Source organism: Macrococcus sp. CoH-51_TC_04 (genome assembly GCF_058188655.1).
This window is the reverse complement of the sequence record NZ_JBVGOY010000006.1, coordinates 51990-70351: the sequence shown is the minus strand read 5'-3', so window position 1 is coordinate 70351 and position 18362 is coordinate 51990. Positions and strand designations below refer to the sequence as shown.

The following is an 18362-nucleotide window of genomic DNA, read 5'->3' as shown; positions in this document are numbered from 1 at the left end:
CTACTCCTCTTCCATCCTCTAATTCTTACTTCAATTCTTCCAAATAACTCTCACCAAACTCTGGCAATTCAACACCAAAGTTATCAGCAATCGTCGCACCAATTGAAGCGAATGTAGTATGCGATTCTAATTCACGACCACCATCAAACTGTTTACTATACATGAGTAGCGGTACATATTCTCTTGTATGATCTGTTCCCGGCATTGTAGGGTCGTTACCATGGTCTGCCGTAATAATGAGTAAATCATCTTCTCTTAACGCTTCTAATAATTCACCCAGTCTATCATCAAATGCTTTAATTGCATTCATATAACCTTCTTTATCACGACGATGTCCATACAATGCATCAAAGTCCACTAGGTTCAGGAAGCTTATTCCATCAAAGTCAGACTTCACAACTTCTAATAATTTATCCATACCATCCATATTATCTTTCGTTCGGATGGACTTCGTTACACCTTCACCATCATAGATGTCATTGATCTTACCGATTGCGATAACATCACGCCCTGCATCTTGAAGTTCATTCATCACTGTACGTCCAAATGGTTTTAATGCATAGTCATGACGATTTGATGTTCTCGTGAAATTCCCTGGTTCACCTACATATGGGCGTGCAATAATGCGCCCAATTAAATATTTCGGGTCTTTCGTATATTCACGGACTTTCTCACAAATTTCATAGAGTTCTTCAAGCGGAATAATCTCTTCATGCGCTGCAATTTGCAGTACCGGGTCAGCTGAAGTATAGACGATTAAGTCACCTGTTTCCATCTGGTGTTCGCCCCACTCATCAATAATCGCTGTTCCTGATGCTGGTTTATTAGCTACGACTTTTCGTCCTGTCATTTCTTCAATAGCTGTAACAAGCTCTTCAGGGAAGCCATTCGGATATACTTTGAATGGCTGATCGATATTCAGACCCATGATCTCCCAATGACCTGTCATCGTATCTTTTCCTACAGATGCTTCCGATAATTTCGTATAGTATGCTCCTGGTTTATCGACTTTTTTTACGACCGGAAGTGGTGCAATATTACCTAATCCTAACTTTTCTAAGTTCGGTAATTTCCCTGCATATCCTTCTAACGTATGTTTTAAAGTATGGCTCCCAGTATCACCAAACTTCTCTGCATCTGGTGCTTCACCAATCCCTACAGAATCCATTACGATAAGATGCACTCTTTTAAATGTCATAATATCTCTCCTATTCAGTTATGACTTTATGAATTAACACTGGCGCTTCTGCGTGGTCAGAGATTTCAATATTGTCATAAATTTTGTTCATTACATCCTCTACATTATCACGGTTTGCATAAATTGTTACAAGTGATTCGCCTTCTTCAACTTTGTCGCCAACTTTCTTGCGTAACATCAGTCCTACTGCAAGATCAATCGTATCTTCTTTCGTTGCACGGCCTGCTCCAAGCAGCATAGAAGCAATGCCTAATTCATCAGCAACAATTTTACTTACCACACCTGTGCGTTTCGCTGGTACTTCAATGACATATTTCGCTTGTGGCAACTTCGTTACATCATCAACTACTGATGGATCTCCACCTTGATTTTGAAGGAATGTTTTAAATTTATTCAGCGCTTTACCGTTGTTAATTACTTCTTGTAACTGTCCACGTGCATCTTCAAGTGTGGTTGCTTTACCTGCTAGCACGACCATCTGGCTACCTAGTGTTAAAACAAGTTCTGTTAAATCTTCAGGACCTTCTCCACGTAAAGTTTCAATTGCTTCTTTCACTTCAAGCGCATTACCAATCGCATATCCTAACGGCTGACTCATATCAGAAATAATCGCCATCGTATTACGTCCAACATTATTACCGATCTTAACCATCGCAGTTGCTAACATTTCTGCGTCTTTATCTGTTTTCATAAATGCGCCTGCACCTGTCTTAACATCAAGTACAATCGCATCTGCACCAGCTGCAATCTTCTTACTCATAATACTTGATGCAATAAGTGGAATACTATTTACCGTTCCTGTAACGTCACGTAATGCATAAAGCTTCTTATCAGCAGGTGTTAAATTACCTGTCTGTCCGATAACCGCAAGTTTGTCTTCATTTACAAGTTTCATGAAATCATCTTCCGAAATTTCTACATGGAAACCTTCAACTGCTTCCAGCTTATCAATCGTACCACCTGTATGTCCCAGTCCACGACCACTCATCTTCGCAACTGGAATATCAAGCGCTGCAACTAAGGGTCCAAGTACTAAAGTTGTCGTATCACCTACACCACCTGTTGAGTGTTTATCAACTTTAATCCCTTCAATTGCTGATAAGTCGATCTGGTCGCCACTTTCAACCATTGCCATCGTTAAGTTTGCTCGTTCTTCGTCATTCATATCCTGGAAGAAAATCGCCATCGCTAAACTTGATGCTTGATAATCTGGAACTTCACCATTCGTATAACCTTTGATGAAAAACTCGATTTCTTCTTTCGTAAGCGCACGTCCATCTCGTTTCTTTGCAATAATGTCTACCATTCTCATTATAATTTCCTCCTTTTTGTAAACGCTTTCTATAAATTTATAAGGGAAAGGGAATTAATAATCCCCTTTAGCTTCTTCACCTTTTAAAATTTGTACACCTGCACTTGCACCGATACGTGTTGCACCCGCTTCAACCATCGCCATAACGTCTTCAAAAGAACGCACACCACCTGAAGCTTTAACACCCATATCAGGGCCCACAGTTTTTCGCATTAATGCGATATCTTCTTTCGTTGCACCACCAGATGAAAATCCAGTAGATGTCTTCACGAAATCTGCACCTTGCGCTTGCGCAATTTCACATGCTTTTACTTTCTCTTCATCGGTCAATAGCGCTGTTTCGATGATCACCTTTGTCGTAACATCTCCTGCAGCATCAACTACTGCTTTAATATCTTCAGCTACTAAGTCATAGTTCTTATCTTTAAGCGCACCTATATTAATAACCATATCAACTTCACCGGCACCATTTGCAATCGCATCTTTCGTTTCAAATGCTTTCACAGCAGGTGTATTCGCACCTAATGGGAAGCCGATAACTGTACACACAAGAACATCAGTTCCTTCTAATAAAGATTTAGCATACTTTACGTGTGAAGGGTTGACACACACACTCATAAATTCATATTCGCGTGCTTCCTGTGCTAATTGAGCTATCTGTGCCTTCGTTGTTTCAGGCTTTAATGCTGTATGATCAATATACTTTGCTAAGTTCATGATTCATCCTCCTTTAATTTCACTTCTATTATATCAGATACTGAACAAAAGTAAAAATCATAAATGAACTTATGTTCAAATCAAAGTAATTTCCTGGCTGTAATACTATCGGTAATGAGCACATTAGGAATATTTCCATTTAGTGCACCACGTATTGCTTCAACTTTATGGTTTCCTCCAGCAACAAGTATGCTCGTTGGTATTTTGCGTAATGTATCGAGCGTAACACCCATCGTACGATCATCTACCCATCTGTCTGCTATTTTACCATCTTTCGTATAGAATCTCGAACAAATATCGCCTACAGCACTCGTTTTCAATCGTTTCACTTCATCTTCAGAGAAAAAACCGAGCTTAAAAAGTAACGCCTCATCTCTAACTGTCCCTGTTGTATAAATCGCAACATTACATTTCGGCGCCATCTTCAATATACTTTTAATATGACGATCGGCACTAACAAGTCTCTTTACTTCCTTATTATCAAATATGACTGGAACCGGTAAGTCTCTCGGAATGGAATTAAAGCTACGCGCAAATAAGGACAACGTTTCATGCGAATGGGTCACCACATCAGAATATGAGACTCCACCTTTAAGCTGAATCGTTTCTACACCATTTAAATTCAATGGTTTCATAAGTTCAGCAACGCGAAACATTGTCTTACCCCAGCTGATACCTACAATATCATTATTCTTCACAGTTCGAGATAAATATTCCGCAGCACATTCAGATATTGCCTTTATCACTGTTTCATTACGATCATTTGTTACATCTTTAATGATCACTTCCTTCAGACCATATTTCTCCTGAATTAAATGTGCTAATTCATCACTCTTCTCGTATGGATCATGAATGATGATTTCAACAATCCCCATATCTCTGGCATGGTTTAATTGTCTTGATACAGTAGGTCTTGATATATCCAGCTCATCCGCAATTTCTTTTTGACCAAGGTTTTCCTCATAGTACATCTTTGCAATCTTTATACATTGCTTCATCTTATCTTCCATTCTCTTCACCTCTACTCTTCAATTCTATATAAAAACAAAAAAAAATACACTCCAAACTATTTGGAGCGTACCAAGTAAATTTATTATTTCAAGAATGATTTAAGCATCCAATTATGTTTCTCAAGGTTACTAATCATACCTAGGAACATATCTGCAGTCATCTCATCATCTGCTTCTTCGGCTGCTGCTTTACCTTCTTCTAATTGTTTAATAATCTTATCGAAGTCTCTCGATAAATCTTTAACCATATCCTCAGCCGTTAAATCTTTCTTCGCTTCTTTAACTACAGATAATTCAAGCGATTCTTTCAATGTCGCAATTGGATGTCCTTGAATTGCTAAAATACGTTCAGCTAGTTCATCGATATATGTACTAGCTTCATTATAAAATTCTTCAAATTTTACGTGTAAGCTAAAGAAGTGAGGCCCTTTAACATACCAGTGATAATTATGAATTTTAGTATATAATACCGTCCAGTTTGCTACTTGCTGGTTTAAAGCTGTTACTACTTTGTTATCATTTGATTTTTTTGCCATTATAAATCTCTCCTCTATCTTGTTTATATTAATTATTATATTATAATCATTCTAATTAATAAAGTATTATGTCTTATTCGAATTTATTTGGGTATACTAATTAAAAAGGAGGGCATTATGCTAAAAAAATACATATTACCAACCATCATAGCAGTTATCGTCTTTTTTATCTTATTCACAATCGATCTCTGGAAAGTACTGTTAATGGACATACTTACTTCTACCCCTTTTATTATACTTTTATGCATTTGCGCATTATTTGCTGCTTTGCTAGCTTATCTCTTCAGCAAACTTGCCTATAAAGTTGATAACGACCCATCACTTGAACATTACGAACAGGATCGTGCAAGCTTTAAGAAATTCTCAGAAATGAATATATTCTTAATCATTTCATTTTATTTTGCACTTGGCTCAATTATGTTAATCAGTTTAAACCATGCACCTTTCTATTTAGGGATTATCAGTATCGTAACACTTATGATCGCAATCGTAATGCGCTATTATGGTTACAGTATGATCAATAAACTTTATCCAGAACGCGACCTTCCAGAAAACTTCGAATCAGACTTTGATGATAAACTCATCGACTCATTAACCAAAGAAGAAATGATTACAATATTTACGGGTCTCTACAATGCATTTAAGTTAACAAATATCATCTTACCTGCAGCAATGTTGTTAATAACAATTTACGGATATGCAACAGGTATCCCTCAACATTTTGCATTAAGTGTTATAGCAGGATGTGCGATTGCAATTAATATTATGTATCAGGTAACGGTAAGAAAATTGATATAAAATAGCAGTTATCCATTCAAGGATAGCTGCTATTTTTTAACTCTTATTTTTCTTCTACTATTAATGGTTGGTCAGGCTTAACAAAGAACCATAATACAATTGCTACAACAGCTGGAATAATCATCAAATAGAATGTCGTATCCCAACCATAATGCTGTACAAGGTATCCACCAAGCATCGGACTTAAGAAAGCACCCACGTTACCCCATAAGTTCATCCATCCTGATACAGTTCCAGAGAAGTTACGTCCAAGGTCAGTAGCAGAAGCCCAGCTCATACCCATAGATAAACCTACACCACCAAGACATAATGATAAGTAGATTAAATTCATAACCATGTCATTTGTCTGAACAGATAAGAATAATGAAACTGCAAATACGATAAATCCAAAGATTGCAATCAACGCACGCGCTCTAAAACGTGAATAGCCTCTAGAGATAATTGCATCTGAAATTGTGCCACCCGCCATAATCAGTATAAACATCATTAACCACGGCGCTGCTGCTAAGAACTTCATATCCTTTAATACAACATGGTATTCCTCTTGTAAATATGTCGGTAACCAAATTAAGAATAAAGTAATAACAAACTGTACTACAAAGTATTGTCCAGCAATCGCAAAGAAACTGAAGCGCTTGAAGAATAGTCCCCAAGGTGCAGATGTCTTATCTGTCTGAACCACATCACGGTTTTCCATGATGTATGCTTTCTCTGCTTCGTTAACCATCTTATGATGTTCCGGTAAGTCTTTAGCAATGATTGCCCAGATTGCAGCAATAATGATACCAATCGCACCGAAAATAAAGAATACTGCTTCCCAACCGAAAGCTTGATAAATAGCTATTGTTACAAACGGTGCAATAACAGGACCAAAGTATGATCCTGCAAGCAATGCACTTGATGCACGACCTTTTTCACTTTTGGCAAACCAATATGTATTAAATACTGCATTTGAAGGATACATCGGTCCTTCCCCTACACCAAATAAGAAACGCATTGTGTATAATAATCCGTGATTTTTGACAACCCCTGTTAGAATTGTGAATGCACTCCACCAAACAAGTGCAAATGTTAACATTTTCTTAGGGCCAAACTTCTCCGCCATAATACCTGCTGGCACTTGCATTAATGCATAACCTGCTGCAAATACCGAAGCTAACATACCAAACTGTGTCTTATTCATATTCAGATCTTCCATCATTGGTTGCGCAATATATGAGATATTGGCTCTATCCATATATGCAATAACTCCAATCAGAAAGAACATCAGTGCAAACATCCATCTTACTTTAGTAGCTTTTTGACTCATTTAATTCACCTCATTAATTTGTATAGTCATCCTATGACCAATTGACTAGATTAAAAATAACACATGCTGAAAACGATTACAATAACTTTGTGAAATTTTAGCTCAAAAATAAAATATTTGTTATATAACACTGTGAAAAAATACCAAAAAAGCTATTTTTGAAAGAAAATTTCTAATATATATCAGTTTTATTACAAGGTATTTTCGGGATAAATTACACCTCAAAAATTCACAAACTTTCCTTAAGGATATATAGTTTGTGAATTTAGTATCAAAGTTGTATACTAATATTGTAAATAAATATTTGGAGGGATCATTACATGAAAGCAGCAGTATGGCATGGTAAAAAAGACATTCGAGTTGAAGACAGAGAAATCCGTGAAATGCGTGATAATGAGGTACGCGTTAAGGTCGGATATGCTGGAATTTGCGGTAGTGACTTACATGAGTATCAAGAAGGACCAGTATTCGTTCCCGTAGACAAAGAGGATGATCTTACTGGGGGTAAAGCACCTCTAATCATGGGACATGAGTTTTCAGGTACAGTCGTTGAAGTTGGTAAAGAGGTTAAAGACTTCAAAGTTGGCGATCGTGTTTCAGTAAACCCAACTGTGACATATGGTAAAAATACAGATGAACTAGATGTCTATGATGGCTTCAGTTTCCTCGGCCTACATACAGATGGTGGTTTTACTGACTTAGTTAATGTACCAGAAACTAATCTTTACCACTTACCAGATTCATTATCTTTACGTGTAGCAGCAACTATCGAGCCTTTAGCGGTAGGCGTTCAAGCTGTTAAAGAAAGTGGCTTAGAGTTCGGAGACACTGTGGCAATCTTTGGCGCGGGTCCTATTGGTATCTATACGACCCTTGCAGCTCGTGCGGCTGGTGCAAGTAAAATTATTGTACTAGATCTTTCTAAAGAACGTTTAGAAAAAGCAAAAGAATGCGGCGCAACGCATGTCATTAACTCAGGCGAGGTAAACGCGGTAGAAGCAATCAAAGAAATCGTACCAGGTGGAGTAGACCGTTCATTTGAAGTAGCCGGGGTAACACCTACATTTGTACAAGCGATCGATGCTACACGTCCTCGTGGCACAATGGTAATCGTTTCTATTTTTGCTGGTGACATTAACTGGCCACCATTACAATTGACTAATGCTGGTGTGAAAATCACTTCAACAATCGCTTATTCAAGAGCATCTTACCAACAAACAATCGATTTAATGGGTAGTGGTCAAATTGATACAGAGAGTACTATTACCGGGGAAATTGAGCTTGATGATATCGTAGAACACGGTTTCGAAAAATTAACAAATGATAAATCTCAAGTTAAGATCTTAGTTAAGCTTAATGGAGAAGACTAAAAAATAAAAAGTGCTGAGACAAGGTGTCTCAGCACTTTTTTTTATATTAACTTTTCTCTAAAATTCCTTGTATAATCGTTTAGTTCATAGTCTTCAGGTACCTGTTCTGTTCTGACCACAAGTACGTCACACTTTGCATATCTAACGATCGCTTCAGACACACTTCCCATAACGAAACGCTCAAATGCATTGTAGCCACTTGATCCGCACATTATTAAATCAACCTTGTAACCTACTGCAATTTGTTTCGGAATAATATTTTTAGCTGCGCCATGCGCTATAACGATTTCAACATCCTTTACACCTCGGTCTAACGCAATTGCTTTGTACCCTTCTAGCAATTCTTGTGCATAGATATCAGCGTTCTCAGCAAGTGATCCACCTTTGGCATCAACGTTAGCATAAGTTCTAATATCAACAATATGTGTAAGTACAAGTTTTGCATCATTCCTTACAGCTACCCCAATCCCTTTCTCAAACGCATACTCACTGACCTTAGAACCATCTAACGGGATTAATATTGTATTATATTTCATAGTATTCCCTCCGAATCATATTTTCTTATACTTATTGTAACATCCAAGTGTTTTATAATCCTAGATTCTTCATATATTGTTCACGTACATCTGCTTTCAATGTCTCATTAGGCAGGAAATACCAAAGCCCATCTTCTAATATCTCACCGTCTCCTTGAAGCTGAACTTTCTTCACATTGCGAACTGCGCCATTATAACCAGTAGCTAATCCTTTTAAATCATCAAATGATAAATCAGTTACAACATTTCCTTCGATACTTTTCAATAAAGAATCTAATTTCGTTACAGAATCTACGCTTAATACTTTTGTTGCTAATGCCTGAATCACAAGCTGCTGTCTTTCCTGGCGACCGAAATCGCCTCCCGCACCTTCTTGTTTACGACTTCTAATAAATGCCATAGCTCCATCACCATCTAGATGAATTTCTTGTCCTTTTACAAAATTGAATCCACCATAACTGAAAGTAGAATTGCTGACAACATCGATACCACCGACTTTATCTACCATTTCATGCATACCATCCATATTAATCGTCGCATAATAATCGATAGGAACATTCATAAATTTCTCTACAGATGCTACCGCCATCTTTGCCCCACCGTATGCGTATGCATGTGCGATTTTCTCGTTCGTTCCTTTACCTACCATTTCACTGTATGTATCACGAGGGATACTTACCATTTGTGATTTGTTCGTCTTTGGATTGATGCTCATCAGAATAATCGAGTCACTACGTCCAGCATCGCCAGTTGCAAGTCTTTGCTGATTTGAATCAACCCCGAATAATGCAACACTGATTGCATCTTTATTACCGATGTCAACTTTGTCACCACGCAGTTCTGACTTGTCCCTACCTTCTATTTTGTGCTGAATATGCTCTGCCGTTTGTTTCACCTTAAAATATGATCCACCTACAAACCATGCAGCTACTAATAACATGAGTACAAATACGATTAAAAATATTGAAAGACATCCCAGTCTTCTCTTTCTTCTCTTTTCCATAAATCCACCTCTTTTACTTAATAATACAACAATACAAGCCAATATTCATAAGGCTTAAGTATGACTTGTTCCTTTTCTTATGCACTTAAAAGTATACTAATAAAATTTTGATTACACAAAATTTATTTAGTAAAAATAAGTAAATTCCCTCTTAAATTTATACCTTTATATCCCTCACTCAGTAAGCGTCTGATTTCCATATCATCAGTCATTTTCACAGCAACTTCTTCTTCATATATGCAATCTCTATCACGGAATAACGCAAAGATATAGCGAATTTTATCATCATATACGTTATCTAGCGCTACAATCTTCATACTATGGTGAAACTTATCTTTGATGCTCGCGATATTGTCTGGGTGTACTGTAGCCATTATTATCGTATATTTGTCATCGATCTCCTGAAACAGCCATTCTCCTAATTTTTTCTGTAACCCTCTTCCACGATAGTCTGGATGTACAACTGTAATATCAGAGTAGATGATCCGATCTCTATCAGATGGATCAAGTGCTATATATTTTCCTAGGTAATCGTCTACTGGTATATGCATTGAACGAAATGCTACAATCCTTTCGTCAATCTGACAAACACATAACACACCATCATTCACGTTTTGAGCAATCTCTTCTTCAGATAAAGTTACGAGCATATCTTTATTGCCAATTTCCTGTATAGCAGCTTTTTGAACATCTAGTATAGCTTGAATATTAGTATTATTAGCGAATTTAATTTTCATTACATTCTCCTTTTAAGAAAAATTTTACTTGCATATTACATAGATATCATGCAAAATATTATACATTGACCGTAATTATTTCGTTCTATCGTCTCAATCAGTCATAATTTTAATATACGTCAAAAAAGAGGGAGTTAAAATGATAAAATTAGAACAGTCAATATTCAAGACAGCAAGCCAAGTCGAGCATGTTTTAAATGCTATACTTTTAAAACGATTCGGAATCACATTTGCTGAATTTCTTATTCTATACAAAGTATATAAAGATAGTAATAGCTCAGTGACAGACATACAAGATGACATTCAATATAAGATGGATTCTGCAAGCATAAAGACTAAGAAACTTAGGGACTTAGGGTTCGTCGTTAAAGAACGTCGTAAAGATGATGAACGTAAAGTATGTGTGAAAATTACAGATAGTGGCTGTGAAATCGTCAAACTAGTCATGGTGGAGCATCAACAATGTATTTATGATAGTATAGGAAATACTTTCACAAAAGAGGACGGTGAAACCCTATTTATCCTTCTTGATAAATACAGAAAAGCTTTCCATCAATATACCGATACGATTAACTAAAAAACTGGGTGCACTTCAATGTGCATCCAGTTTTTTACAGTTCTGCAGATTGTACTTGTTGTCGTAAAAATCCCTGCTGTTCTTCTTTATTGATCTTAACAATCTTGAACCCAGTATAACCATAAACAAGTGAAATGATTGGTACTACAAAATTTAGAATTGCATATGGTGCATAGTCAAATACATGTACACCTAGTGTTGCTAAAATGAATACACCACATGTATTCCACGGTACGAATACACTTGTTAGTGTACCACTATCTTCTAAACAACGTGATAAGTTTTTCGGGTGTAAACCTTTATCAATAAACGCCTTTAAGTACATACGACTTGGTACTACGATACTAATATATTGTTCTGAACATGTTGCATTCACTGTAAAGCAGCTTAACAATGTTGCTGCAATCAAACTACCCGTAGATTTCGCCACAAGTAAAATCTTTGAAATCAATGCTTGTAACATGCCACTGAACTCTAGAATTCCACCAAACGTCATGGCAACAATCGTCATCGAAATCGTAAAGAACATAGATTCCAGACCACCTTTGTTGAATAACTCCATTACAAGTGCATTATCCGACTTCATCACATAACCTTCCTGTAACGTCTTCGCGATGATTTGTAAACTATCTCCTTGAATAAAGAATTGACACCCTGCCCCTAATATTATACCGACGACAAGTGCTGGGACTGCCGGGACTTTAAGCGCCACAAGTACAATGACAGCCACAGGCACTAACAATAACCATGGTGATAATGTAAACTGCACTTCCATTGCTTTCGTGATTGAATCAATTTTTGTCGTATCTAAATGACCACCACTAAACTGACGACCAATAAAAAAGTATGCAATCAATGCAATAATAATACCCGGTATTGTTGTGAAAAACATATGCTTAATATGATCAAATAAATCTGTACCCGTTAAACCTGAAGCTAAATTCGTCGTGTCTGATAACGGACTCATCTTATCTCCAAAGTAGCTTCCTGAAATAACTGCACCCGCAATCATACCCGCTGGAATATCCATACTCAAACCGATTCCCATACCTGCAACACCTACTGTCGCCATTGTAGACCAGCTAGAACCAATTGCAAGTGCAACAATGCTACAAATAATACAAATTGTTACAAGGAACATTGAAGGAGAAATCATCTTCAAACCATAATAGATCATTGTTGCAACGATACCGCCTCCTATCCACGCACCAATGACTAAACCAACAAGGATAATGATGACAATTGCCGGTAGCGCCATCTTAATCCCTCTATACATCATTTCTTCAATTTGTTCCCATGTAAAACCATGTCTATGTGCTACGATTGCTGCGATAGCAGTGCCGATCATCAATGGAATATGTGGTGCTTGCTTAAGTTTTACAACCCAGAATAGCATACAGACAATCATAACAAGTAAAGGCACTAATGCCCAAAAAACATTAATATCTTTTCTTTCAAATGCTTTCTTTTCTTTCCCCATCCGTCATTCTCCCCTTTGTGAAAACGCTTTCTTGTTACATTTTAAAGTAATAAAGAAGAAAAATCTATAATAATTTTTCAAATCACTCCAAAAAAATAAATCTTCCTATAAAACATCTTTTTAATAGGAAGATTATCAAAATATTTGTTATTTTTCATCTGACTTAAGTTTATCTACAACAATTGTAATAGCCATGCCAATCATAGTAATAAATGAGGCAGCAATTGCATTATCAGGGCCCACGAACATTTGGAGGAATAAATTATTATACATATCTAATTGCATTAAAACATCCATAAACGGCCTCCTATTTTTCATGCTATAATAAGTATACCTATTTTATCAGAAAATTCAAATTACAATTATATTACAAAATATAACCAAATGTATAAAGAATGGAAAACTAAAAAGGGGGGGTAAAGTAATATTCAGTGGTATCGCTATTATCATGTCACTTATTCTCGTTTGATTTATTTATCATCGTATTCATTACTTCTCTACTTAAATTTAAAAGCACTAAAAATCAGGAGTTTCGCATCCTATGTTTTAGTGCTTTTAAATATTTTATATCTCAGGGTTGATTCGAACGTTCGTTAGCGACTTCTGGAGATTTTATATTTTTAGCGGCTGAACTCAGCAATAGTAAAGTGTAGTAAATTGAGTATTGACTCTAACTAAGATGTATATGTAGAAGATATCGAGTTAATCACAACTTTCCATCACATTAAATCAATATAAATATCATTATGTAATATCATAAAAAATATTAATTAAGAATTTTTTAATATTTATAGAATTTCATTGCTGCGGTAATATACTCTGGAAATGCAGCTTTAAATTCTGTCACATCAGAGGTTGTAATTCCTATAACCCTAAAATTTTTTGGTACTTCAAAGGTTGCGCCGCTTCCAACTGGTCCAATTGTCGCACGCTGTTGTTCTTCTAGCACAGGCAGCGATACTGTCGTTCCTTGTGATGCATAAACTAATGGTTTAAGTTGCTCAGTCGTCACATGGTCAATATGCTCTATGATAATTGTATCTGGCACTTCAGTGGCAAGTGCTTCAGTGATGATTCCGCGATTATATGTATAGTGTTGACCTGACTTAATATATTCCCCGTAAAGGTTTGCTTGTTTCCAAGTTGCATCCGCAATAAATAATTTAACTGCATGCGCATCTAATTTCATAAATTTAACAACTGTTTTCATCCCGTTTACATGCTGTGGCAGACTGAAGATATGAAAGAGCTTTTGCTGCACTGTTACGTCATGTTGTTCTAATGCAATGTTTTTTGTTGTATCTGATAATCGCTTTGCTTCAAAGAACTTCTTATCCATTGCTGCTTTTCGCGCGCTGTATTGTGCTGTTTCTATCACTTCATTTATGGAAGGTGCTGTAGGCGTCGCTTTCGTTTCAGAAGGTTCTAACATGGCTTGATATTGATTTTTAGTAATCTCTGTCACAGATTCATTCCATTTTTCGTCTAAGAAATATTGTGCACGCAACATCAGTTCACGATCTAATTCATAAATTGTTCGAGGTGTCACATCTTCGATATATTTAATGATAATTGCAGTTGCATCTGTCCTCCCGGGTACAGGTTTATTCCCATGCTTTCCTTTAACGACTTCTGCAATACCATATATCCCACGTTCCGGCTTCGTTTTATAGATAATGACCTTATCTTCTGGTTGCATCTCTCCATAATGTTTATAGCCTAAACGATGTACACCGTTAACGTTGCTGACATAAATGGTATACTCCATACCTGATTCAAATGGTATTTCTTCTTTCATTAAGAAGTAACGGTTAATTTTTTCTTTATACTGGCCGACATTAATAATTTTGTTATAGTCCGCTTCTGAGATCGGATTCAGCAACTGCTCTTTCATGCTTTGTATCGTCTCTTTTAAATTTTCATCTCGAATTAAATAGTCTTTCGTAAAAGGTGCAAGCTTTGTATCATATTTAAAATGAATTTTAATTTGTCCACGTCTTGGCTCTTCGACTTTAAGTACTTCTCCAGCCCCAAGTAAACCAATTTTATTTTGTACAAGGTAAAAGATGACGCGATCTCCAGGGTTTGCACGTTTAAATGCCTGGTATCCCTCATTCGGATTAAAATGCACTGTCGAATCAAAAACTGAGACTTGGTTCATCAAATCCTCAAAATGATTAAATCTATTATAACCGCAATTCAACCAAAAATAATTCACACAAATTCCTCCTAAATCCACTTATAATTCTTTTTATTTTACATTATCCTTCTTAAATAATACTGCAAGAAACGCAAGTAACACTGAAAATGACAGTTTCTTTTTCATTATACTCACCTACCATATATGTAATACTTGCTGCATGACTAAACTCATTACGATTACAACCATCCATGTGATTGCACCTAACGCTAGCGGTTTGATACCAACTTTGAAAAACTTGCCTATATCTACCGTCATACCTATTCCAGCTAAAGCTGTACTCATTAAGAATGTAGATAAAGTCTTAATATATGATGTGATATATTCCGGTATCGGAATAATACTTGCAACGATACTCGCTATGAAAAAATACAATATAAACCAAGGGAAGACCTTTTTTAAATTTACAGAAGATTGACCTGCCTGCAATAATGCGAATATTAAACAAATCGGTACTATCATAAGTGCACGTACAAGTTTGACGACCGTTGCTGTATCTCCAGCATCCTCACTAAATGCATAACCTGCTGCAACTACACTACTCGTATCGTTTATCGCTGTACCGGCAAAATATCCAAAGCCTGTATCACTAAATTGTAACCAGTGACCGACTGTCGGAAAGACAAATACTGCAATAATGTTAAATAGGAAAATTGTAGCAATAGAAAATGCAATCTCTTCATCTTTCGCTTTAATTATTGGACTTACTGCTGCAATTGCTGATCCCCCACAAATTGCTGTGCCTACGCCAATTAAAGTACTTAAACGCTGATTAACACCAAATAACTTGCCCACTAAAACACCCACACTTAAAGCGGCAGCGATGCTCGTGATGATGAGTGGAAAGGATGATGCACCTAGACTCAATGCTGCTTTAAAACTAAGCGTAAATCCCATCAGAATAATGCCGTATTGAAGTAACTTCTTACCACTATACTTAATACCTTCTTCATAAGGTGCTGTATTTATTAAATTGCCTATGATTATACCAATAATAATACTGAAGATCATACTACCAACTAACGGGAAAATATAACCCAAGTATGTGGCAATCAGTGCGACCAATAGACACAAAAACACTCCTTTAACCTTCATCACATCGCCTCCACTTTCTAGTTGAGTCTATTATATCTAACATGTGATGATATCTAAAGCACGAATTCATTATACCTATTGATTACGAACGTATGTTTGTTTATAATTAAAGGATATTGCTAAAAACGAGGTTTTAAATTGAATTTATTATTATTGTTTCTCACATTAAACTTTTCATCCTTTCAAAGTGATATGCCAAAGGTACCGGCGACCTTCGATCGTGCTATTGATGGAGACACAGTTTCATTGAAAATTAATAACCGCAAAAAGACAGTCCGTCTATTACTCATTGATACGCCTGAGTCAAAAAAACCAAATACACCCGTTCAGCCATATGCTCTTGAAGCGGCACGTTATACAGAATCACTTGTAAAGACTTGCGATCTTAGTGTCCAATACGACACAAAAGGGAAGAAAGATCGATACGGGAGAGAGTTAGTCTATCTTTACTGTGGTAATACAATGATTAATGAACAGCTGGTCAGACAAGGATACGCTCGAGTCGGCTATGTGTATCAACAGAAAGATTATTTAAATCGAATGCTGGCGGCAGAACGAAAGGCCAAAGCTGAAAGTTTAAAAATATGGTCTCTTAAAGGATATGTGAACGTTGACGGAGAAGGTTTTAATTCTACTAAAGAAGAAAGACAGCAAGAGACAGATATTATGCTGAAGATTAGAGAATCACTGCATCGCATACTAGATGCAGCGATAGATGGATTAATCAAAGGAATAAAGTCCGCCTTCACATCATAAGAAAATATGTTATAATGGAATAGAAAATAATTAAATAACGCATTCTTATAAAGAGAGATTGAGGGACAGGCCCAATGATATCTCAGCAACCGGTTCGCAAGAACACGGTGCTAATTCCTGCGGAGTAATCCGACTATAAGAACCTTACAACGCTTCTTATAGGAGGCGTTGTTTTTTTATCTTCAATACAATAAAAAGGGAGCGTTAATCATGAGAAATTTAGAAGATTATAGAGCATTAAAGCAGGAACTCACAAAATGGAACAGCATTACACCAACTAGTTATGCAGCGAGCATTGCACGAACAAACAAAATAAAAGAACTGAAACGCCAACTCGGTAATGATCAGTATGATGAGGCAGATGCACGTAACGATGAATTTCTATTACGCCATGAAATCAAATCGTTACATATCGAACTCGCACGAATCGAAAAACAACTCATCGATAAGTATCAAGCACTTCACAGTATTTCCTAAGCAGAATAAAATAAGAGATAGCAGACGCTATCTCTTTTTTAATGTATAAATACATATCTTGATACTTGCCATTGATTAAGCGTACGGTAACCAATCACCCCTACACCCGTTGCATAGTTCATCTCTGAAACAAGAATCGTGCCATCTGCGTTTACTCTTTCAACAAAAGCAACATGTCCATAATATCCATCAGACGTTTGTGCAATCGCACCATAGGCCGGCGTTTTATTTACAGTATAACCGTCTTTAATCGCACCATTTGCCCAATTACGTGCATGCCACCAATAAGTAGAAATTCCTTTTCCCATGGATGCTCGTTTATTAAACACGTACCATGTACATTGTCCGTTATCATATAAATTAGAATGTGCAAATACCGGTGTAACGAAATTGGTAACTGTAGTTGAAACAGGCGCATGTGATGCTACCGGACGCACAGTAGGTGTGCTTTGTACTCCATTACCTTTAACAACTAATCTCTGATTCGGAAATATTAAATCTGATGTCAGACCATTCAATGATTTAAGTTGTGCAACGGTGATGCCATAACGATTAGCAATTAAAGATAAATACTCACCAGGCTTCACAACATGGGATGTTGCATTACTTGTCACTGCAATTGGCCTTGTTGTGGATACTGCCGTTGTCGTTGTAGTTCCAGATACTTTAAGTCTTTGCCCAGGAAAAATTAAGTATCCTGTTAAATTATTCAGACGCATAAGTTCATTTACAGATGTATTGTAACGATACGCTATCAAAGATAAGCTATCTCCAGATACTACAGTATGTATCTTCCCACCACTCTGTACTGCAGGACGATTCACTGTTTGTACAGTAGTTGGTCTTGTATTGCTTACAGATCTTGATACTTGTAATGATTGATTCGGAAAAATCAAATTTGAAGACAAGTTGTTCAGTGTCTTAAGTTGAGCAACTGATGTGTTATATTGATTGGCAATAGACCATAGTGATTCCCCAGCTTTGACTCTGTGTTCCGCTGCGTCTGCTTGGTAAGAATAAGCTGATGCGGCGGCTGTAGCTGTTATAGCAGCGAAAGTTAATTTCTTCTTCATACAAGTCCTCCGTATAATAATTGTTAAAAAATAAGATATTTATATTATTACACAAAATATATATGCATAATATTACAGTTTCCTTTCAATTTTAAAGTTTTCTCCAAAAACGAACTATTTTAGCACATATACCTATTAAAACATTTAGCTTTGAAAAACGTTGATATATCAATAATTA

At 36.5% G+C, this 18362-nt stretch carries 19 protein-coding genes and 1 riboswitch; of the genes, 5 read left to right on the top strand and 14 right to left on the bottom strand.

Features of this window, described 5'->3' with window-relative positions; translation table 11 throughout:
* Positions 1 to 25: 25 nt before the first annotated feature.
* The 5 genes from deoB to ACZ2V4_RS07125 all read right to left on the bottom strand — a co-directional run bounded on the left by deoB (position 26) and on the right by ACZ2V4_RS07125 (position 4773).
* Positions 26 to 1198 (bottom strand): phosphopentomutase, encoded by a 1173-nt coding sequence (deoB, locus tag ACZ2V4_RS07145; RefSeq protein WP_490514667.1) that lies wholly within the window; start codon positions 1196 to 1198, stop codon positions 26 to 28.
* Between the two features lie 10 nt (positions 1199 to 1208).
* Positions 1209 to 2510 (bottom strand): pyrimidine-nucleoside phosphorylase, encoded by a 1302-nt coding sequence (locus ACZ2V4_RS07140; RefSeq protein ID WP_283722203.1) that lies wholly within the window; start codon positions 2508 to 2510, stop codon positions 1209 to 1211.
* 54 nt (positions 2511 to 2564) lie between these two features.
* Complete coding sequence (gene deoC, locus ACZ2V4_RS07135) at positions 2565 to 3227, bottom strand: deoxyribose-phosphate aldolase (protein ID WP_490514666.1); 663 nt, start codon at positions 3225 to 3227, stop codon at positions 2565 to 2567.
* Between the two features lie 80 nt (positions 3228 to 3307).
* Positions 3308 to 4237, bottom strand: coding sequence for a sugar-binding transcriptional regulator (locus ACZ2V4_RS07130; protein ID WP_413475445.1), 930 nt, complete (start codon positions 4235 to 4237; stop codon positions 3308 to 3310).
* A gap of 83 nt (positions 4238 to 4320) precedes the next feature.
* The gene (locus tag ACZ2V4_RS07125; RefSeq protein ID WP_219493229.1) at positions 4321 to 4773 is read right to left on the bottom strand and encodes a Dps family protein; all 453 of its coding nucleotides are present in this window, start codon (positions 4771 to 4773) and stop codon (positions 4321 to 4323) included.
* 117 nt (positions 4774 to 4890) lie between these two features.
* Here ACZ2V4_RS07125 and ACZ2V4_RS07120 point away from each other — a divergent pair, with 117 nt between their 5' ends.
* Complete coding sequence (locus ACZ2V4_RS07120; protein WP_283722204.1) at positions 4891 to 5571, top strand: hypothetical protein; 681 nt, start codon at positions 4891 to 4893, stop codon at positions 5569 to 5571.
* Between the two features lie 43 nt (positions 5572 to 5614).
* On the opposite strand, the gene ACZ2V4_RS07115 is transcribed toward ACZ2V4_RS07120, so the two are convergent.
* Positions 5615 to 6880: a pyruvate MFS transporter gene (locus ACZ2V4_RS07115; RefSeq protein WP_219493232.1), complete on the bottom strand. Its 1266-nt coding sequence runs from the start codon at positions 6878 to 6880 to the stop codon at positions 5615 to 5617.
* A 320-nt stretch (positions 6881 to 7200) separates the two neighbouring features.
* Between ACZ2V4_RS07115 and ACZ2V4_RS07110 the strand changes: the two genes are divergently transcribed.
* A complete protein-coding gene (locus ACZ2V4_RS07110) occupies positions 7201 to 8250 on the top strand; it encodes a 2,3-butanediol dehydrogenase (RefSeq protein WP_219493234.1) in 1050 nt (349 codons plus the stop codon).
* A 41-nt stretch (positions 8251 to 8291) separates the two neighbouring features.
* On the opposite strand, the gene ACZ2V4_RS07105 is transcribed toward ACZ2V4_RS07110, so the two are convergent.
* The 3 genes from ACZ2V4_RS07105 to ACZ2V4_RS07095 all read right to left on the bottom strand — a co-directional run bounded on the left by ACZ2V4_RS07105 (position 8292) and on the right by ACZ2V4_RS07095 (position 10526).
* Positions 8292 to 8786 (bottom strand): universal stress protein, encoded by a 495-nt coding sequence (locus tag ACZ2V4_RS07105; protein ID WP_420493993.1) that lies wholly within the window; start codon positions 8784 to 8786, stop codon positions 8292 to 8294.
* A gap of 52 nt (positions 8787 to 8838) precedes the next feature.
* Positions 8839 to 9789 carry an LCP family glycopolymer transferase gene (locus ACZ2V4_RS07100; RefSeq protein WP_283722207.1) on the bottom strand — a complete coding sequence of 317 codons (951 nt, stop codon included), beginning with the start codon at positions 9787 to 9789 and terminating at the stop codon, positions 8839 to 8841.
* Positions 9790 to 9911: 122 nt separating this feature from the next.
* A complete protein-coding gene (locus ACZ2V4_RS07095) occupies positions 9912 to 10526 on the bottom strand; it encodes a GNAT family N-acetyltransferase (protein ID WP_490514665.1) in 615 nt (204 codons plus the stop codon).
* Positions 10527 to 10665: 139 nt separating this feature from the next.
* Here ACZ2V4_RS07095 and ACZ2V4_RS07090 point away from each other — a divergent pair, with 139 nt between their 5' ends.
* Positions 10666 to 11103 carry a MarR family winged helix-turn-helix transcriptional regulator gene (locus ACZ2V4_RS07090; RefSeq protein ID WP_219493239.1) on the top strand — a complete coding sequence of 146 codons (438 nt, stop codon included), beginning with the start codon at positions 10666 to 10668 and terminating at the stop codon, positions 11101 to 11103.
* 34 nt (positions 11104 to 11137) lie between these two features.
* On the opposite strand, the gene nhaC is transcribed toward ACZ2V4_RS07090, so the two are convergent.
* The 4 genes from nhaC to ACZ2V4_RS07070 all read right to left on the bottom strand — a co-directional run bounded on the left by nhaC (position 11138) and on the right by ACZ2V4_RS07070 (position 15878).
* Positions 11138 to 12583, bottom strand: coding sequence for a Na+/H+ antiporter NhaC (gene nhaC, locus ACZ2V4_RS07085; RefSeq protein WP_490514664.1), 1446 nt, complete (start codon positions 12581 to 12583; stop codon positions 11138 to 11140).
* A gap of 147 nt (positions 12584 to 12730) precedes the next feature.
* Positions 12731 to 12880, bottom strand: coding sequence for a hypothetical protein (locus ACZ2V4_RS07080; protein WP_219493241.1), 150 nt, complete (start codon positions 12878 to 12880; stop codon positions 12731 to 12733).
* Between the two features lie 484 nt (positions 12881 to 13364).
* Positions 13365 to 14801, bottom strand: a complete 1437-nt coding sequence (locus ACZ2V4_RS07075; RefSeq protein ID WP_219493242.1) for an EVE domain-containing protein — start codon at positions 14799 to 14801, stop codon at positions 13365 to 13367.
* A 117-nt stretch (positions 14802 to 14918) separates the two neighbouring features.
* Positions 14919 to 15878 (bottom strand): YeiH family protein, encoded by a 960-nt coding sequence (locus tag ACZ2V4_RS07070; RefSeq protein ID WP_283722212.1) that lies wholly within the window; start codon positions 15876 to 15878, stop codon positions 14919 to 14921.
* Between the two features lie 138 nt (positions 15879 to 16016).
* Between ACZ2V4_RS07070 and ACZ2V4_RS07065 the strand changes: the two genes are divergently transcribed.
* A complete protein-coding gene (locus ACZ2V4_RS07065) occupies positions 16017 to 16634 on the top strand; it encodes a thermonuclease family protein (protein WP_219493244.1) in 618 nt (205 codons plus the stop codon).
* A gap of 42 nt (positions 16635 to 16676) precedes the next feature.
* Positions 16677 to 16776, top strand: a riboswitch (SAM riboswitch).
* A gap of 68 nt (positions 16777 to 16844) precedes the next feature.
* Positions 16845 to 17111, top strand: coding sequence for a hypothetical protein (locus tag ACZ2V4_RS07060; RefSeq protein WP_219493246.1), 267 nt, complete (start codon positions 16845 to 16847; stop codon positions 17109 to 17111).
* Positions 17112 to 17149: 38 nt separating this feature from the next.
* Here ACZ2V4_RS07060 and ACZ2V4_RS07055 read toward each other — a convergent pair whose 3' ends face one another.
* Complete coding sequence (locus ACZ2V4_RS07055; protein ID WP_219493247.1) at positions 17150 to 18184, bottom strand: LysM peptidoglycan-binding domain-containing protein; 1035 nt, start codon at positions 18182 to 18184, stop codon at positions 17150 to 17152.
* Positions 18185 to 18362: the final 178 nt, after the last annotated feature.

Excerpts from the sequence above, each read along its gene's own strand:
- ACZ2V4_RS07110 (WP_219493234.1), top strand. The coding sequence starts at position 7,201 with ATGAAAGCAGCAGTATGGCATGGTAAAAAAGACATTCGAGTTGAAGAC.
- ACZ2V4_RS07090 (WP_219493239.1), top strand. The coding sequence starts at position 10,666 with ATGATAAAATTAGAACAGTCAATATTCAAGACAGCAAGCCAAGTCGAG.
- ACZ2V4_RS07125 (WP_219493229.1), bottom strand. The coding sequence starts at position 4,773 with ATGGCAAAAAAATCAAATGATAACAAAGTAGTAACAGCTTTAAACCAG.
- ACZ2V4_RS07130 (WP_413475445.1), bottom strand. The coding sequence starts at position 4,237 with ATGGAAGATAAGATGAAGCAATGTATAAAGATTGCAAAGATGTACTAT.
- nhaC (WP_490514664.1), bottom strand. The coding sequence starts at position 12,583 with ATGGGGAAAGAAAAGAAAGCATTTGAAAGAAAAGATATTAATGTTTTT.
- ACZ2V4_RS07080 (WP_219493241.1), bottom strand. The coding sequence starts at position 12,880 with ATGGATGTTTTAATGCAATTAGATATGTATAATAATTTATTCCTCCAA.
- ACZ2V4_RS07070 (WP_283722212.1), bottom strand. The coding sequence starts at position 15,878 with ATGAAGGTTAAAGGAGTGTTTTTGTGTCTATTGGTCGCACTGATTGCC.
- ACZ2V4_RS07115 (WP_219493232.1), bottom strand. The coding sequence starts at position 6,880 with ATGAGTCAAAAAGCTACTAAAGTAAGATGGATGTTTGCACTGATGTTC.
- ACZ2V4_RS07095 (WP_490514665.1), bottom strand. The coding sequence starts at position 10,526 with ATGAAAATTAAATTCGCTAATAATACTAATATTCAAGCTATACTAGAT.
- deoB (WP_490514667.1), bottom strand. The coding sequence starts at position 1,198 with ATGACATTTAAAAGAGTGCATCTTATCGTAATGGATTCTGTAGGGATT.
- ACZ2V4_RS07120 (WP_283722204.1), top strand. The coding sequence starts at position 4,891 with ATGCTAAAAAAATACATATTACCAACCATCATAGCAGTTATCGTCTTT.
- ACZ2V4_RS07055 (WP_219493247.1), bottom strand. The coding sequence starts at position 18,184 with ATGAAGAAGAAATTAACTTTCGCTGCTATAACAGCTACAGCCGCCGCA.
- ACZ2V4_RS07105 (WP_420493993.1), bottom strand. The coding sequence starts at position 8,786 with ATGAAATATAATACAATATTAATCCCGTTAGATGGTTCTAAGGTCAGT.
- ACZ2V4_RS07100 (WP_283722207.1), bottom strand. The coding sequence starts at position 9,789 with ATGGAAAAGAGAAGAAAGAGAAGACTGGGATGTCTTTCAATATTTTTA.
- ACZ2V4_RS07060 (WP_219493246.1), top strand. The coding sequence starts at position 16,845 with ATGAGAAATTTAGAAGATTATAGAGCATTAAAGCAGGAACTCACAAAA.
- deoC (WP_490514666.1), bottom strand. The coding sequence starts at position 3,227 with ATGAACTTAGCAAAGTATATTGATCATACAGCATTAAAGCCTGAAACA.
- ACZ2V4_RS07140 (WP_283722203.1), bottom strand. The coding sequence starts at position 2,510 with ATGAGAATGGTAGACATTATTGCAAAGAAACGAGATGGACGTGCGCTT.